Annotated in this window: 15 protein-coding genes; 12 read left to right on the forward strand and 3 right to left on the reverse strand. The window is 52.5% G+C overall.

All coding sequences use genetic code 11. The annotated features are described in order from the left end of the window. The first annotated feature begins 34 nt into the window (after nt 1–34). The 3 genes from Q7T66_RS06080 (at nt 35) to Q7T66_RS06090 (ending at nt 2,335) form a co-directional block, all read left to right on the forward strand. A complete protein-coding gene (locus Q7T66_RS06080; protein WP_304932438.1) occupies nt 35–541 on the forward strand; it encodes an RNA polymerase sigma factor in 507 nt (168 codons plus the stop codon). Beyond that, nucleotides 538–1,359, forward strand: coding sequence for an anti-sigma factor (locus Q7T66_RS06085; RefSeq protein WP_304932439.1), 822 nt, complete (start codon nt 538–540; stop codon nt 1,357–1,359). The genes Q7T66_RS06080 and Q7T66_RS06085 overlap by 4 nt, the downstream gene beginning before the upstream one ends. Nucleotides 1,360–1,666: 307 nt before the next feature. Continuing rightward, nucleotides 1,667–2,335: a GGDEF domain-containing protein gene (locus Q7T66_RS06090; protein ID WP_304932440.1), complete on the forward strand. Its 669-nt coding sequence runs from the start codon at nt 1,667–1,669 to the stop codon at nt 2,333–2,335. Between the two features lie 29 nt (nt 2,336–2,364). Here Q7T66_RS06090 and Q7T66_RS06095 read toward each other — a convergent pair whose 3' ends face one another. Together Q7T66_RS06095 and Q7T66_RS06100 are read right to left on the reverse strand one after the other, a co-directional pair. Next, nucleotides 2,365–3,282 (reverse strand): pirin family protein, encoded by a 918-nt coding sequence (locus Q7T66_RS06095; RefSeq protein WP_304932441.1) that lies wholly within the window; start codon nt 3,280–3,282, stop codon nt 2,365–2,367. A 74-nt stretch (nt 3,283–3,356) separates the two neighbouring features. Next, complete coding sequence (locus Q7T66_RS06100; protein WP_304932442.1) at nt 3,357–3,749, reverse strand: OsmC family protein; 393 nt, start codon at nt 3,747–3,749, stop codon at nt 3,357–3,359. A gap of 268 nt (nt 3,750–4,017) precedes the next feature. Between Q7T66_RS06100 and Q7T66_RS06105 the strand changes: the two genes are divergently transcribed. Beyond that, nucleotides 4,018–5,064 (forward strand): isocitrate/isopropylmalate dehydrogenase family protein, encoded by a 1,047-nt coding sequence (locus tag Q7T66_RS06105; protein ID WP_304932443.1) that lies wholly within the window; start codon nt 4,018–4,020, stop codon nt 5,062–5,064. Nucleotides 5,065–5,127: 63 nt separating this feature from the next. On the opposite strand, the gene Q7T66_RS06110 is transcribed toward Q7T66_RS06105, so the two are convergent. Then, the gene (locus tag Q7T66_RS06110) at nt 5,128–5,565 is read right to left on the reverse strand and encodes a YbaN family protein (protein ID WP_304932444.1); all 438 of its coding nucleotides are present in this window, start codon (nt 5,563–5,565) and stop codon (nt 5,128–5,130) included. Nucleotides 5,566–5,829: 264 nt separating this feature from the next. Between Q7T66_RS06110 and Q7T66_RS06115 the strand changes: the two genes are divergently transcribed. The 8 genes from Q7T66_RS06115 (at nt 5,830) to Q7T66_RS06150 (ending at nt 15,526) form a co-directional block, all read left to right on the forward strand. After that, the gene (locus Q7T66_RS06115; RefSeq protein WP_304932445.1) at nt 5,830–6,603 is read left to right on the forward strand and encodes a DUF2325 domain-containing protein; all 774 of its coding nucleotides are present in this window, start codon (nt 5,830–5,832) and stop codon (nt 6,601–6,603) included. An 11-nt stretch (nt 6,604–6,614) separates the two neighbouring features. Continuing rightward, a complete protein-coding gene (locus Q7T66_RS06120) occupies nt 6,615–7,124 on the forward strand; it encodes a sigma-70 family RNA polymerase sigma factor (protein WP_304932446.1) in 510 nt (169 codons plus the stop codon). A 16-nt stretch (nt 7,125–7,140) separates the two neighbouring features. Next, a complete protein-coding gene (locus Q7T66_RS06125) occupies nt 7,141–8,106 on the forward strand; it encodes a FecR domain-containing protein (RefSeq protein ID WP_304932447.1) in 966 nt (321 codons plus the stop codon). A gap of 115 nt (nt 8,107–8,221) precedes the next feature. Then, entirely contained in the window at nt 8,222–10,696 is a 2,475-nt protein-coding gene (locus Q7T66_RS06130) for a TonB-dependent receptor (protein WP_304932448.1), read from the forward strand. A gap of 210 nt (nt 10,697–10,906) precedes the next feature. Next, complete coding sequence (locus tag Q7T66_RS06135; protein ID WP_304932449.1) at nt 10,907–11,551, forward strand: nickel uptake transporter family protein; 645 nt, start codon at nt 10,907–10,909, stop codon at nt 11,549–11,551. 167 nt (nt 11,552–11,718) lie between these two features. Continuing rightward, a complete protein-coding gene (locus Q7T66_RS06140; protein ID WP_304932450.1) occupies nt 11,719–12,348 on the forward strand; it encodes a hypothetical protein in 630 nt (209 codons plus the stop codon). 11 nt (nt 12,349–12,359) lie between these two features. Beyond that, entirely contained in the window at nt 12,360–13,550 is a 1,191-nt protein-coding gene (locus Q7T66_RS06145; RefSeq protein ID WP_304932451.1) for an efflux RND transporter periplasmic adaptor subunit, read from the forward strand. Nucleotides 13,551–13,570: 20 nt separating this feature from the next. Further along, a complete protein-coding gene (locus Q7T66_RS06150; protein WP_304932452.1) occupies nt 13,571–15,526 on the forward strand; it encodes a MacB family efflux pump subunit in 1,956 nt (651 codons plus the stop codon). Nucleotides 15,527–15,535: the final 9 nt, after the last annotated feature.

The following is a 15,535-nucleotide window of genomic DNA, read 5'->3' on the forward strand; positions in this document are numbered from 1 at the left end:
ATGCAATTGCTGTCGCACCTTTGTGGAGGTTGTTATGCAGGATGAGCGCGATCGTTTGATCGCGTGCATCCCGCGACTGCGTCGTTACGCCCGTGCACTGATAGGTGATCGCACGGGCGCTGACGATTTGGTGCAAGACACGATGGAGCGCGGCTGGAAAAAATTGTCGTCGTGGCAGCACGGTAGCGATATGCGCGCATGGCTGTTTGGCATCATGCACAACCTGCATATCGATCAAGTTCGGCGTCCAACGATTGCAACAGAAGTGTTGGACGACGATACGCCGCTACCAATAGCTAGGGCGACGCAAACCTATGGTCTGGAAATGCGCGATCTGCAATCCGCGCTCGCCACATTGCCCGCCGAGCAAAGAGAAATTCTGTTGTTGGTAGCGCTGGAAGAAATGTCTTATGAAGAAGTGGCTGCAACGCTGGGCCTGCCAATAGGAACTGTGATGTCACGCCTGTCGCGCGCGCGGCAAAAATTGCGCGCACATATGGAAGGGCGAGCAGTCCTGTCGCCATTAAAGGTAGTTAAATGAATCAGCTAGCGGTGACAGAATCAGATCTGCACGCCTATGTCGATGGCTTGCTGAGTGACGCGCGCAGCGAGGAAGTCGCTGCGTATCTGGCTGCGCGGCCGGAAGAGCTGGCGCGCATCAATGCGTACCGTGAGCAGAATGAAGGATTGCGTGCGCTATTCAATCCCGTGCTGGATGAAGTGGTGCCGCTACGTTTGACTAAAAATTTGGAGGATGACAACTCATCGCTTGCATCTTCGATTACGCCATCTTATTTACGTTTCGCAGCAGGTTTGTTGATCGCCATTGTCAGTGGCGCTGGCGGCTGGATGTTGCACGGTTCTACGCAAACCGGCATGTTGGCTGGTTCCACAATCAAGAATCCCGATGCGCATATCGCGCTGACTGGTTTTGCGCGGCAGGCAGCAATTGCGCATGGCGTCTACACACCAGATGTGCGTCGTCCGGTAGAGATAGGTGCCGATCATGAAGATCAACTGGTGGCCTGGTTATACAAACGCACAGGCGCAGATATGCATCCGCCCAAGCTGGGCAAGCTCGGTTATGAATTAGTGGGTGGACGTTTGTTGCCGGGTGAAAGCGGCAGTCCGGTCGCGCAATTCATGTATCAGGACGTTGGCGGTCAGCGTTTGACGCTGTATGTTTCTACCGATCAGGCGCAGAACAAGGACACTGGTTTCCGCTTCGCACAGCAAGGCGCGGTCAATGTGTTTTATTGGATAGATGGCAAGTTCGGCTATGCCTTATCAGGCGGCGTCGACAAAGGTGAGCTGGCGAAAATCGCGCATGCGGTTTACGACCAATTGGATAGCAAGTAGCAATAGCTTGTTCAGTTTATCTGCCGATTTGGGCGCAATGCCGCCCTTGTTATTTCCCTCGTTTTACAACACTCATTAACAACAGTTAACAATCCCGAAAAGCCAAAGCCTGTAAGCTAGCCCGGCTGGGCTGGCGATGAGTGATGTATTTGCGCATTTTGGTGGCGCGATCAATGTTGCAATCAGCCAAAATAATGACGACAATCAAGCCGATGATTTATTCATGCGGCTGTGCTGCTGATTAATTAGCCGGCTGTAGTGCATACCAAACATTTTTAACGCTATTTTTTCCGATACGGAGAGCGATTTGCAAACCAATCCCGCGCAGAATCTTCAAGATGTGACGACGCAATTGAATGCTCTGTTAGAGCAAGTCAAAGCCGGCGTGGGTGGCGATGTCGTGATTCGCGAATTGCAGTCGATATTGGCAAATCTGGATGCGGTGGCGACTACCGATGGTTTGACCGGCGCCTTGAACCGCCGTGGCTTGATCGAAAAACTGGACGGCGAACTGGATAGGGCCAAACGTACCGGCCATCCATTTTCATTCGCGGTTATCTCTATCGACCAATATCACACGTTGAACGAACAATACGGCAGCGTTATCAGCGATCAAGTATTGAAAAATCTGACAGGCGCAGTGCTGTCATTGATCCGTTCGCTGGATTCATTCGGCCGTATCAGCCCTAACGAATTTGCATTGATCTTGCCGACTACCTGGCTGGATCAAAGTGATGGCGCGATTGTGCGTTTGACCGGAGCGGTTTCTGCGCTGGACTGGGCCTCGATTGCACCGTCATTGGCCGTGACTTTTTCGACTGGCCTGACGACTAATATGGCTGGTGATGATGCAGACAAGATGATTTTGCGCGCCAGTCAGGCACTGATGCTGGCGAAGGCAAAAGGACCAGGTTCCAGCGCTTCACTGGATCATGGTTTGCTGGACTTCGATCCGGGTACAGACGTTGGTTTCTAATCTCTTGTAGTCTCGCGCTTGCGGGACGATCAGGGATAGCCGACTGGGGTGCCGGGAATATCCGGCATCGGAATAAATTCGGTTTCGCCCGGCACCTCGGCAAAGCGTCGTTCCTTCCAGTCTTCCTTGGCTTGTTCCAGTCTATCCAGTGAGCTGGAAACAAAATTCCACATCAAGTAACGCGAACCATCCATAGGTTCGCCACCGAGCAGCATCAGCTTGGTGATGCCAGGTCCGACGCCGCGCAGCGTGACGGCGGTATTAGCCTTCAATACCAGTAATTGCCCCGCATTGAAAATACCATCGCGTCCCAGATCGAGCTGACCTTCAATCACATACATTGCCTGCTCGGGATATTCGGCAGGTACATCAAGTCGTGCACCAGCTTCTAGCTGTACATCGACATAGAACAAATCTGACAAAGTAGCGACTGGCGATTTTTTGCCGAAAAAACTACCGGCAATAATTTTCGCAGTCGCGCCATCGCCTTCGATGATCGGTAATTGATTGGCGGCCGTGTGTTGAAAAGCCGGATCTACTTCTTCATATTTCTTTGGCAACGCAACCCAACACTGCAAGCCGTAAAGCGACGTGCCTTGCGCGCGCAAGGCTGCACCTGTGCGTTCGGAATGTACGATGCCGCTGCCGGCTGTCATCCAGTTCACTGCGCCCGGCTTGATGGTTTGAATCGAACCGACGCTGTCGCGATGTTCGATTTCGCCATCGTATAAATATGTGACGGTAGCGAGGCCGATGTGCGGATGCGGCCGCACATCCAGCCCGCGGCCTGCGATAAATGCATGCGGCCCCATTTGATCCAGAAAGACGAAAGGCCCGACCATGCGTTTTTGCGTCGTCGGCAATGCACGTCGTACTTCAAAATTGTCACCGAGGTCGCGCGTGCGCGGTACGACGACAAGTTCTAGAGCGCTTTGATCGGGTTCCATACACAACTCGCTTTCGTATTTTTTCAGAATCATGGATGAGAGAAAAATTTATCTCCCATCTTATTAACTACTACTTAGTTCGACGATGTGACGATCTTGATGTCGCCTGACAGTGCTTTATGTACCGGGCACTTGTCAGCAATCTTGTTCAGGCTTTCTTTTTGTTCTGCGTTCAGGTCGCCGTAGTAAGTCAGTGTGCGGGTGAATACATACGCGCCATCTTGTTCAGCGGCGATGACTGAGACGTCGACTTTTTCCAGTGGCAATTCTTTGCGGCCTGCATACATATTCAATGTCACTGCGGTGCACGCGCCCAATGCTGCTGCCAGCAAATCATGCGGTACAAAACCTGCGTCATCACCACCGAAGGCGGATGGTGCATCTGCGATCAAGCTGTGTGGGCCAGCAGCGACGATCTGTTGAAACTTGCCTGCGCCTTTTGTTACTTTGATTTCGGTTTGTGCCATTTGTAATATCCTTGATTGAATGCGTGATTGAGAGGTGAATTGGCCAGTTCCTGCAAGCGAGCTAGCGTGAGCGTCACTATAGCCTAGGCGGAAATATGCTGTCTTGACCCAGGCTTGGATTGTTCATTTGCCAGCTTGTCAAAAAATCATTCAGTCATAAAAAGCCTTTGCTCTTATATATGACATAAGACTTTTGAGTTAAACTACGTCCAGCTTTTACACAAAGTTATTCGCGCTTTTATTATCTTGATCATGGATAGGACACAACATGCTTAACCCTGGCACGCAGCAAAAAATTCCGGTGACGCTTATTCCGGGTGATGGTATCGGCCCTGAAATCGTTGATGTCGTCGAACGTGTATTCGATGCGCTGGGCAACCCATTCACATGGGACAAACATCAAGCTGGCTTGAATGCATTTGAAAAACACGGCGACCTCTTGCCGGAAAAAACGCTCGCCAGCATTCGCCAAACTGGCCTCGCATTAAAAGGTCCGTTGACGACGCCTATCGGTGGCGGCTTCCGTTCAGTCAATGTGCGTCTGCGCGAAACCTTCCAGCTTTATGCAAACGTACGTCCAGCCCGCACCATCGTGCCCGGCGGTCGTTACGAAAAAATCGATCTGGTCATGGTGCGCGAAAATCTAGAAGGCCTGTACGTAGGCCACGAGCATTACGTACCAATCGGCGACGACGCGCATGCAGTCGCGATGGCGACTGGTATTAATACCCGCGCCGGCAGCCGTCGCATCGCCAAGTTCGCATTCGACTATGCAGTGCGCAACAATCGCAAGAAAGTCACCATCGTCCACAAAGCCAATGTGTTGAAAGCATTAACCGGCCTGTTCCTGGAAACTTCAAAACAAGTCGGCCTCAACTACGCCGATCAAATCGAATTCAACGATCGCATCGTCGACGCTTGCGCGATGCAATTGGTATTGAATCCATGGCAGTTCGATGTGCTGGTATCGACCAATTTGTTTGGCGACATCTTGTCAGATCAGATCGCTGGTTTGGTCGGCGGCCTCGGTATGGCGCCGGGTGCAAACATCGGTGAAGGTGCAGCAATTTTTGAAGCAGTCCACGGTTCAGCACCGGATATCGCCGGTCAGGGCTTGGCTAATCCAACCGCATTGTTGTTGGCAGCAGCACTGATGGCCGAGCACAAAGGTTTGCATAAAGTCGCGCTGGATTTGCGCGATGCGATTGATGCAACCGTCGCGACAGTAGATGGCCGTACCGCAGATATCGGCGGCAAGGTATCGACGTCTAAGTACGGTGATTTGCTGATTGAGCGTATCCGCGACAAAAAATAATTTTTTGCTTCGTGAAGGAAAAAACGCATCGTGCAAAACACGGTGCTTTTTTTTATGACGTGCCTAGTTGCGTGGTGGCGCTACCTTGGTAACGCGTGTCGGTATCCGCAACACCATCGCAGCACCGATTGCTCCCAACGCCAGCAAGGCTAGCTGTATCCACAGCCGGCCAGAAAAACTCCACATAGAAATACTCAGCATCAACACCATCGAGACGATAGCGATGGATTTTGTCTTGCGCGTCAGGCTGCGATGCTCATGCCAGTTGCGCAGCATTGGGCCCAGCAGCTGATGCTGCAACATCCATTGGTGCACGCGCGGCGATGCTTTCGCGAAGCAGGCTGCAGCCAGCAAAACAAACGGTGTAGTAGGCAGCCCCGGCAAAAATATACCTATCACCCCCAGCAGCAAAGACACGCCACCGGCAAAACCATATAGCGCTTTGGCCAAACGCGACAGCGGCTTTCTTTCAATGATGGGGGAGATGTGTTCGGTGGTCATGAAGCAAATGGAGAAGAGTTTTAGAGCTCTGTTGTATTTTACGATTTGGCTGTGCGCACCAGAAAGAGAATACAGAATTAACTCCTAGCTTAAAGAAGAATACCTCTCGGGCCTTTAATCGCGGTGAATATTCTAATAAAGCGAGAAATAAAATTCCCTGTTAATAGGAATCATTATCATTTATAATTGACTCCAATTTGCTGGTCGGTATGCGTATCTATGCATGTTTGCGAGATACGCAATTGATCGGGTTGGAGATTGGTAATGAGCAAGTCCCGCAACAATTTCGAAAACATCGCGCGTGAGCACAGTGTGCTGCTCAATGAGTACGGCCGCGTCCAGAGTCGTTGCAGTGAATTGGTGGCAAGACAAGTCGATCAAATCGAAACCTTGCAGACCGAAGCTGCGCGCATGCAGGCGGAAATCATCCGTTTACGCGGAGAAGTCATAGTGCGCGATACCGCGCTCGCTTATGCACGTGAAGATTTGAGCAAACTACAGGCAAGCATACCTGGCTTGTCTACGCGTTTAACTTTGGCGCGTCGCGTGGAAAAATTAACGCAGCATGTACAAGATTTACTGCGCGAGCGCTTGGGTTTGCACGGCAAAGTGCAGACGACCGCAGAGGTAGAAGGAGCGGCATTAGGCGATGCGGCTATGCCGATCAATCTACTTGAAAAATCAGTCTTGTGCATAGGCCAGGATGAGCCTGCCACGATCATCGCGCAGCAAGCGATTGAAAAAGCTGGCGGCCATTTTCTGCATCACGACGGTCGTGATGTCGTTGATGACACTGCGCTGGAAGCAAGTTTGACCGCAGCAGATATGGTGATTTGCCAAACCGGTTGCGTTAGTCACGATGCGTATTGGCGTGTGCAGGATCATTGCAAGCGTACCGGCAAACAATGCGTGTTGGTCGAACAACCGCAGGCTATGCATTTCGTGCGCAGTCTGAGTGAAGTATCGACAGTCCCGACGAATGCAAATACGGATGAGCTCGCAGGTGCATCACACGTTTTGCATACTGCTGAAAAATAAGGCAGCAACGCATGTCAGCTTCCGCGCCACTTTCACCGCAGCACGATATCGGCACGCTCTACAGCGACCACCACAGCTGGTTACAAGGGTGGTTGGGTAAAAAGCTAGGTAACACCTTCGACGCTGCCGATCTGGCGCAAGATACTTTTACTCGCATACTCGATTCGCGTAATGTAACAACAGTGCAAGAGCCGCGTGCGTATCTGACCACGGTCGCCAAAGGCTTGCTGATCAACTGGTATCAGCGCCAAGCTTTGGAGCGCGCTTATCTGGATGCGCTATCAGTTTTGCCTGAGCAACAAGCGCCTTCAGTCGAGCAGCGCTACATCATCCTTGAAACCCTGCATGAGATTGATCGCATGCTGGATGCTTTGCCTGCCAAGGTAAAACACACCTTCCTGCTGTCTCAAATCGAAGGCATGAAGTACGAAGCCATCGCACAGCAACTCGACGTCTCTCTGATCAGCGTCAAGCGCTACATGAAGCAGGCGTTCCTGCATTGCCTGAGCTTCATGGAGTAAAAATATGGCGCTACAAATGAATCCCGCAATCGCTATTGATCCTCAGATTCTTGACGAGGCTGCTGATTGGCTGCTGCAATTGCACGACGGTGCGGTAAAAGAAAGTGATCGCATCGCCTGTGAACGATGGCGTCAACGCAGTCCGGAACATGCGCGCGCATGGGCGCGTGCCGAATTGTTGATGAATAAATTGGGCGGCTTGCCGCCCGGATTGGCAATGCCTGCATTGCGTCGTCCCGCGAACGTCGGGCGCCGCGCCGCAGTCGTCAAGCTTGCCTTGTTGTTGGCCGCAGTTCCTGCCAGTTGGGGCGCATGGCGCTTTATTGATGAGCAAGAGTGGACGGCTGATTATCGGACGGCTGTTGGTGAGCGACGCGATCTTCGCTTGGCTGACGGCACGCGGCTTGCGTTAAATACAGCCACTGCCATCGATGTGCATTTTGATGAAAAGCATCGAACCGTCGCATTGCGTGAAGGCGAAATTCTTGTAGAGACTGCGCCGGATATCGCAGCGAAACATAGGCCTTTCAGCGTCAATTCCATTCAAGGAAATATGGAAGCCCTCGGCACGCGATTCAGCGTACGTCAACGTGATGCGCTGACACATATCGCCGTACTGGAAGGCGCGGTAAGAATCACGCCCGAGGATGCAAAGGCTGCACAGCAAGTGTTGCAAGCCGGGCAGCAAACTACTTTCACCAAGCGCAATGTACAAGCGTCAATTGATGCCGATGATTCTGTGATCGCATGGATGCAAGCAATGCTGATGGCGGACAAGATGCCACTGGGTGATTTCGCCGATGAGTTATCGCGCTATCGCCGTGGCATCGTGCGCGTCGATCCGACGCTGGCCAATCTACGTATCTCCGGTGCATTTCCAGTTGGCGATACTGACCAGACCTTGTCAATGCTGGTATCAACCTATCCGATCGATGCAGCGACGCGTTTGGGTGGGCGCTGGATCACGCTGGTGCCGCGCTGAATATGAATAAAGCTGTATGCAAAAATAATTTTTGTATTCGGTGATACTTTTTTTGATTTCGGCTGGCAAGTAGGTTGAAGAAACCTACTTATCCATCCGAAAGGAATATCCCCTCATGTCATCCGCACGTTCGCGCTGTGTCGAGCGCCCTCTGAATCAAGCTGTTCGTATCGCATTGTTGAGCATGATGTTGGCCGGCGCCGCTGTTACCAGCGTCAATGTCAATGCTGCCACTACACTTGATGCCGTTACCGCCAAACCCTACAACATTGCTGCGGGTCCGCTCGGTCGCAACCTGTCCAGCTTTGCCGCGCAAGCCGGGATTGCCTTGTCGTTCGATCCTGCATTGACCGAGGGGCTAAATAGCCCCGCGTTGTCGGGTAGCTATTCCGCACGCGAAGCGGTTGCAAAATTGTTGACTGGCAGTGGTCTGGATATCGTACCTCGTGCTGATGGCAGCTACACCTTGGCAAAAAAATCAGCCGATGCTCCGCGGGAAAGCTCGACATTGCCTGAGGTGTTGGTGACTGCCGTAGCGTTAGATGGCACGACTGAAGGAACCGGTCTATATACATCGGGTGCTACCAGCACCGCGACGCGCATGAATCTTTCGATCCGTGAAACGCCGCAGTCGGTCAGCGTCATGACGCGTCAGCGCATGGATGATCAAGGTTTGACTCAATTGTCTGATGTTGTGATACAGACGCCAGGCTTAACGATCAACTATGCCGGCAACATGGGCTCCGATAGCAGCACGATTTATGCGCGCGGCTTCGCAGTGGAAAACTATCAGGTTGACGGCGTGGGCCAGATTTATAGTAACTACAGTTCAATCTTTCAAACCAGCGACATGGTGCTTTACGACCGTGTCGAAGTCGTACGTGGTGCGACTGGCTTGATGAATGGCGTAGGTTCGCCAAGTGCAACAATCAATTTGGTACGCAAGCGTCCAACAAAAACATTCCAAGCCTCTGCGAAAGTCGAAGTGGGCTCTTGGAACTATCGCCGTGTTGAAGGCGATATTTCCACGCCGCTGAATGAAGCCGGTACTGTACGTGGTCGCATGATCGCAGCCGTTCAGGATAACGATTCTTACATCGACAGGCTGGAGGAAAAAACAAGAATCTTTGCCGGCATCGTCGAGGCCGATATCGGTCCTTCCACACTCGCAACTGTCGGCTTTACGCTGCAACAACAGGATGCCACCGGCCACGCTCGTAGCGGACTCCCTGCATATTATTCAGACGGCTCACGCGCGATCTGGTCTCGCTCGGATTCTGCGGCCGCGTCATGGGCATATTCCAAACGTGAAAATCAATCGATCTTTGCATCGCTCGAACATCGCTTCGACAATGAATGGCTGCTGAAGGGAACCTTCAACCACGCATCAAGTGAATACGATGAAGTGCTTGGTTATGCGGCAGGTGGTTATCCGGTTCGTGCAACCGGTGCAGGTGTAAATCTATGGGCGGGCCGATGGGCTGGTAAGCCAGTGCAAGACAGTCTGGATGTTTACGCGACTGGTCCATTCAATCTGTTTGGCCGCAAGCATGAACTGGTTGTAGGCGCGACGTCAACACGTACGGTGGATGCCACTGTTGGTTATGGTTTGTGGAACTTTGCCGGCTGGAGCAGTGCCGTCCCGAATATTTATACATGGGATGGCACTAGTCCGGCTGCGCCAAACAATCCTGCAAACAGTGACATCTCGATGAAAGAGCGCACCAACAGCGCTTATTCATCGGTACGTTTGAAACCGACAGATGCTTTATCCGTCATTCTCGGTGCACGGGTGACCACCTGGAAAAACGACAAGAGCACGCGGACCTACGCGACCAATGCTGTAGTCAATACCAGTCGTGAAGAGAAGAACCAGGTCACGCCGTATGCGGGTGTTGTGTACGACATCAATCAAAACTGGTCGACATACGCCAGTTACACCGATATCTTCAAGCCACAAAGTAACAAGGATATTAACGGCGAATACATTGATCCCCTGCTGGGCAACAGCTATGAGATCGGTGCCAAAGGCGAATTCTTCAACAAACGCCTTAACGTGGCAGCCGCGATTTACAAGATCAAGCAAGACAACCTCGCGGTTCTAATCGTGCCAAACATTCCGCTGTCAGGTGGCGGCAATGCCTATGACGTTGTTTCAGGTACCAGCACCAAAGGTGTTGAACTTGAAGTGGGTGGTGAAGTCGCGCGCAATTGGCAAGCTTCTGTAGCCTTTGCACGCAACATGACATCGGATCGTACTGGCAAGGCTTTGAATACCAACGTGCCACGCAATACGTTCAAGCTCTTTACCAGCTACCGCTTACCGGTTCTTGATAACAACCTGACGGTAGGTGGAGGTGTGCGCTGGCAGGATGAAATTTATAGCGAAAATCAAGGGCCTTCCAGCGTACGTTTCACGCAAGAATCGTATGCAGTCGTTGACCTGATGGCGCGTTATCAAATCTCAAAGGATTTGACCGCTACCGTCAATCTGTACAACGCATTCGATAAATCGTATTACACCTCGACTGGCGGTTCGTATTACGGCGCACCACGCAATCTGCGTGTCGGCTTGGATATGCGTTTTTAAACTCAGATCAATTGGCCGCAAGTCGATCGGGTCGTTTCTATGCTTATTTCGCACCGAAATGGCCCTTTTTTCAATCTCGTTGGTCATAGATAGTAAGAGCAGAAAAATGCCGTTATCAGCCCGTTGAGATCAATGCTGATGTTTTCGGTCGTGGTCGGCATATTGCCAGCCTGACTTTGTACTTAATTTATCTAAACAAAGGATATACACATGATCAAGAAATCTCTCGCCCTGTTCGCCCTCTCAAGCTTTGCATTGGCTGCCAGCGCCCATCAAGTATGGATAGAACGCGACGCGACCGACCCGGCAAAAGTGTATGTAGGCGACGTTGACGGCGAGCGCGATCACGGTGATGACGTTGCCAAGCTGGCAGCGACCACACAGGTATTCACAAAAGATGTGAAGCAACTCGCCAAGCTCAGCGTCAAGCCAGAATATCTTGAAGCAGCGGTTACCGATGCGGGCGACGTGCGTCTGATCAACGATCAAGTCTGGAAGCCATGGAAAAATAAAGACGGCCAATTACAAGCTGCAGTGTTCAACTCGCGCGCTGGCCGTACCGAAACCAACGCAGCACTGGATTTTGAATTGGTGCCGGTGAAAGCCAATGGCAATGTATTTACATTGACCTTCAAGGGCCAACCAGTAGCAGACAAAAAAGTGACCGTTGTTAATCCGGATCAATGGACAAAAGGCTTTAAAACTAACAAGGATGGACGTATTGAAGTTTCAGCAAAAGAAAAGGGCCGTTACATCCTGATGAGCAATCACGAAGTAAAAGGCGACTATGAAATCGCCGGTGAAAAAGTGCAGAAGCTGTCGTACACCACGACTTTGAGCTTCGTCGCGAAATAATTTTAGCGACTAGATAGGGCGGCGACCTGTTCGCAGCTCTATCGCTAAATGGCGGCCTTGCATGGACTGTGCAACGCCGCCCTTTCCATTTTGCGATGTGTGCTTGGCATTTTTGCCATATTCGTGAAAAATTTTTCGTCAACTTTTTCAAAAAATTCAGAATTCATATGCGTATCTCAATACCAAAATCATTCTTGTCAGCGTTCAGCATTGCGATGCTGGCGACTTCTTTTTCCGCGCACGCAGACTACGTTTGGCTGGAGCGCGACGCGGCCGGTGCAGCAACGGCTTACGTTGGTGAATTGGATGGCGCACGTTTGGCACCTACCACCATTACATCACCGCGCGCATATCTTGCTGATGGCAAGGATCTGCCACTGACAACTGAGGCTGAGCGTTTGGTGATCGGTTCTGAAGTGACGGGCGATGTACGTTTGGTTGCCAGCCGCTTGGGTGAAAAAGGCGTGCTGAATTATTACCAGGCCAAGAACGGTCGCAGTGAAACCAAGGCAGTTAATGATCTGGAGTTGGTACCAACGGAAGCCAATGGCAATACCTTCAAGCTGGTGTGGAAAGGCAACGTCGTCGCCGCATCGCAAGTCAATGTCGATACCTCCGAAGGCTGGCGTCGTGTATTGAAACCAGCCAAGGATGGCACGGTTACTTTGGCCACACCTTTCCCCGGCCGCTATTTGCTGGAAGTCACCGCGCGTATCAATGGCTCGGTCACTGTCGATGGCAAAAAATATGAAGACGTACGACACACCGCAACCCTGACCTTCGAGGTCAAGAACTGATGGCGAAAGTAATGACGCAGAAAAAATTTACCGGCAAGAGATTTTCAACGAAGCAAAAGATAGTTGGTGCCGTTGCACTATTAGGCGTCATTGCAGTCGCCGCTGTATGGTCGAGCAATAGTAACGACGCGCAGTTTGAAACCGCACCTATCACGCGTGGCAATATCGAAGCGACTGTCACCGCGATCGGCACTTTGCAGCCAGTAACTTCGGTTGAGGTCGGTGCGCAGGTATCCGGCCAGATCACGCGCATTCATGTGCAGCCTGGCGATGTCGTTAAAAAAGGCCAGTTGCTGGTGGAGATCGATGCCAGCGTATTTCAGGCAACGGTGGAAGCGGGCCGTGCAGAGCAAATGGATTTGCGTGCGCAACTCGACGAGCAGCGTGCGCAGCATAAACTCGCGCAACAGCAGCACGCGCGTCAGCAACAAATGAATCGTGATGAGTCTACGCGTCTGGAAGACGTGCAAACTGCCGAAGCAAATCTGGCATCAGCAGCTGCGCGCATCGAACAACTCAAGGCGCGCATCGTGCAAACGCAATCCAGTCTGAAAGCGGATGAAGCGCGTCTCGGTTACGCGCGCATCTTCGCGCCTATGGCTGGCACCGTTACCGGCATCGATGCAAAAGAAGGGCAAACGCTGAACGCAACATATCAAACACCAACCTTGATGCGCATCGCGGATTTGTCAGAGATGACAGTGTGGACCACAGTTTCTGAAGCGGATATTCGTCGCGTCAAAGCGGGTCAGGCTGCATACTTTTCGACGCTGGCTGGTGATAGACGTCGCTGGAACGGCAAGGTACGTCAGGTCTTGCCGGCACCACCAGTTGCTGCTGCAAGCCAAGCTGCAGCAGGTCAGCCGGCTGCCAGCAAAGTTGTGCAATACACGGTGTTGTTCGATGTAGATAACAAGGATGCTGAACTGTTGCCGCAAATGACGGCGCAAGTTTCATTCATCACCGCATCCGCGCGCGATGTGTTGATCGCACCTTTGGGCGCATTGCAACCCGTCGATCAAAAACCGAATATGTACAAGGCACGCGTGCTCGACGCACATGACAAAGTACAAGAGCGTGACGTGCGCGCCGGTGTGCAAGACAGGCTCGCAGTGCAAGTAGTGGAAGGCTTGAAAGAAGGTGAGCAACTGATTACTGGCGAAACCGTCAGCAAGGCAGGGACGTCGAGGTTCAAGTGGTAAGTAGTGCTTCCGTAATCGAATTGAATTCGGCACCACCGTTGATTTCTCTGCGTGAAATCCGCAAGCAATATGGCGGTAATGTTGATGGCGCACCTGCGGTTGAAGTACTGCATGGCCTCACGCTGAATATCCACGCAGGCGAATTTGTCGCCATCGTAGGCGCATCGGGTTCCGGCAAATCGACGCTGATGCATTTGCTCGGCTGTCTGGACAGACCAAGCTCAGGCACATATTTATTCAGCGGGCGCGATGTCGCCACGCTGGATGGCGATGAGTTGGCATGGTTGCGGCGCGAAGCATTCGGTTTCGTGTTCCAGGGCTATCATCTGATCGCCACCGAATCCGCGCGCGAGAACGTTGAAGTCCCGGCGATTTATGCAGGCATGCCGGAAGAGGCACGTGCTGAACGCGCCGCCGCCTTGCTGACGCGACTCGGCATGGCCGACAAGCTCGATAACCGGCCGACACAATTATCCGGCGGGCAGCAGCAACGCGTGTCGATTGCGCGCGCGTTGATGAACGGCGGCCGCATCATCCTCGCCGATGAACCGACCGGCGCACTCGACAGCAAAAGCGGTGCAGAAGTGATGCTGTTGCTGAATGAATTGGCGGATGCCGGTCACACCATTATTTTGATTACGCATGATCGCGATGTCGCTGAGCAGGCGCGCCGCGTAATCGAGATTCACGATGGCCAGATCATTGCCGACTCTGGCGTGTCGACGGTCAAGCAGGCTTTGCCTGCACCCGACATGACGCAAGCCGGTCGTGATGCAGGCGCATCGTTCTGGGACGATTTGCGCGAGGCCGCACGCACTGCATGGCGCGGCATGAAACTGAATCGCACGCGTACCAGTCTGACTTTGCTCGGTATCGTCATCGGCGTTGCGTCTGTGATTGTGATGCTGGCAGTCGGCGAAGGCGCCAAGCAGCGCGTGATTGACGAGATGGGCTCGCTCGGCACGACGATCATGTATTTGGGTAGCGGTCATCCATCCAATGGTGGTCCACCGGGTCGCTTGACGATAGAAGATCTGGATGCGGTTGCCGACTTGCCGGAAATCGGTCACGTCATGCCCATCATCGGCGATCCGGTCACTGTGCGTTACGCCAATGTCGATAGACAAGTATATGCATTCGCCAGCTCGAATGCGATGCCCTTGGTACATCGCTGGCGTGTAGCGCAAGGGCGCTTCTTCACGGAAGCAGAAGACCGCGATATCGCACCAGTGGTCGTCATCGGCCACAAGTTCAAGGAGAACTTTTTCCCTGATGGCAGCAATCCTATCGGCAAACAAATTCTGATTGTTGACGCACCGTTTGAAGTGATCGGTGTGATGGCAGAGCGCGGTGCAGATTCCGGTTCGCAAAATTATGACGAGATGGTATTCATCCCTTACCAATCGGGTCGCATGCGTGTTTATGATGCGCGCGCTGAACCGGATTACACGGTGGTCGAAGCCGCGTCGGAAGAGCAAGTGCAAGCGGCTGAAGCTGCGATGAAAAAACTCTTGCTGGCACGGCGCGGCAATGATGACTTCCGCATCGGTAATGCCGCTGCGAAGTTGCAAGCGGCAGCGCAAACCAGTAACGCGATGAAGATGATGCTCGGTTTGATTGCAGCGGTATCGCTGGTGGTTGGCGGCATCGGCGTGATGAACGTAATGCTGATGACAGTGCGCGAACGCACGCGTGAAATCGGCATCCGCATGGCAACTGGCGCACGTCAGCGCGACATCATGCGACAGTTTTTGACCGAGGCAGTTTTGGTGTCACTGGTCGGTGGCGTGATCGGCGTCGTGAGCGGCTTGACGATAGGCGGCATCTTGCTGCTATCGAAAGTGCCTGTGATTTTTTCCGTAACGGCGATTGTCGGCGCGTTCGCGTGCTCGGTAGCGACCGGATTGATCTTCGGCTATATGCCGGCGAAAAAAGCAGCAGCACTCGACCCCGTCGTCGCGCTTGCTTCTGAATGACCGGATTGA

This window comes from Herminiimonas sp. (assembly GCF_030655415.1).

Bases quoted from the DNA above. Each gene is read 5' to 3' on its own strand.
- Q7T66_RS06080 (WP_304932438.1), top strand. From the start codon at position 35: ATGCAGGATGAGCGCGATCGTTTGATCGCGTGCATCCCGCGACTGCGT.
- Q7T66_RS06085 (WP_304932439.1), top strand. From the start codon at position 538: ATGAATCAGCTAGCGGTGACAGAATCAGATCTGCACGCCTATGTCGAT.
- Q7T66_RS06095 (WP_304932441.1), bottom strand. From the start codon at position 3,282: ATGGAACCCGATCAAAGCGCTCTAGAACTTGTCGTCGTACCGCGCACG.
- Q7T66_RS06100 (WP_304932442.1), bottom strand. From the start codon at position 3,749: ATGGCACAAACCGAAATCAAAGTAACAAAAGGCGCAGGCAAGTTTCAA.
- Q7T66_RS06105 (WP_304932443.1), top strand. From the start codon at position 4,018: ATGCTTAACCCTGGCACGCAGCAAAAAATTCCGGTGACGCTTATTCCG.
- Q7T66_RS06110 (WP_304932444.1), bottom strand. From the start codon at position 5,565: ATGACCACCGAACACATCTCCCCCATCATTGAAAGAAAGCCGCTGTCG.
- Q7T66_RS06115 (WP_304932445.1), top strand. From the start codon at position 5,830: ATGAGCAAGTCCCGCAACAATTTCGAAAACATCGCGCGTGAGCACAGT.
- Q7T66_RS06120 (WP_304932446.1), top strand. From the start codon at position 6,615: ATGTCAGCTTCCGCGCCACTTTCACCGCAGCACGATATCGGCACGCTC.
- Q7T66_RS06125 (WP_304932447.1), top strand. From the start codon at position 7,141: ATGAATCCCGCAATCGCTATTGATCCTCAGATTCTTGACGAGGCTGCT.
- Q7T66_RS06130 (WP_304932448.1), top strand. From the start codon at position 8,222: ATGTCATCCGCACGTTCGCGCTGTGTCGAGCGCCCTCTGAATCAAGCT.
- Q7T66_RS06135 (WP_304932449.1), top strand. From the start codon at position 10,907: ATGATCAAGAAATCTCTCGCCCTGTTCGCCCTCTCAAGCTTTGCATTG.
- Q7T66_RS06140 (WP_304932450.1), top strand. From the start codon at position 11,719: ATGCGTATCTCAATACCAAAATCATTCTTGTCAGCGTTCAGCATTGCG.
- Q7T66_RS06145 (WP_304932451.1), top strand. From the start codon at position 12,360: ATGACGCAGAAAAAATTTACCGGCAAGAGATTTTCAACGAAGCAAAAG.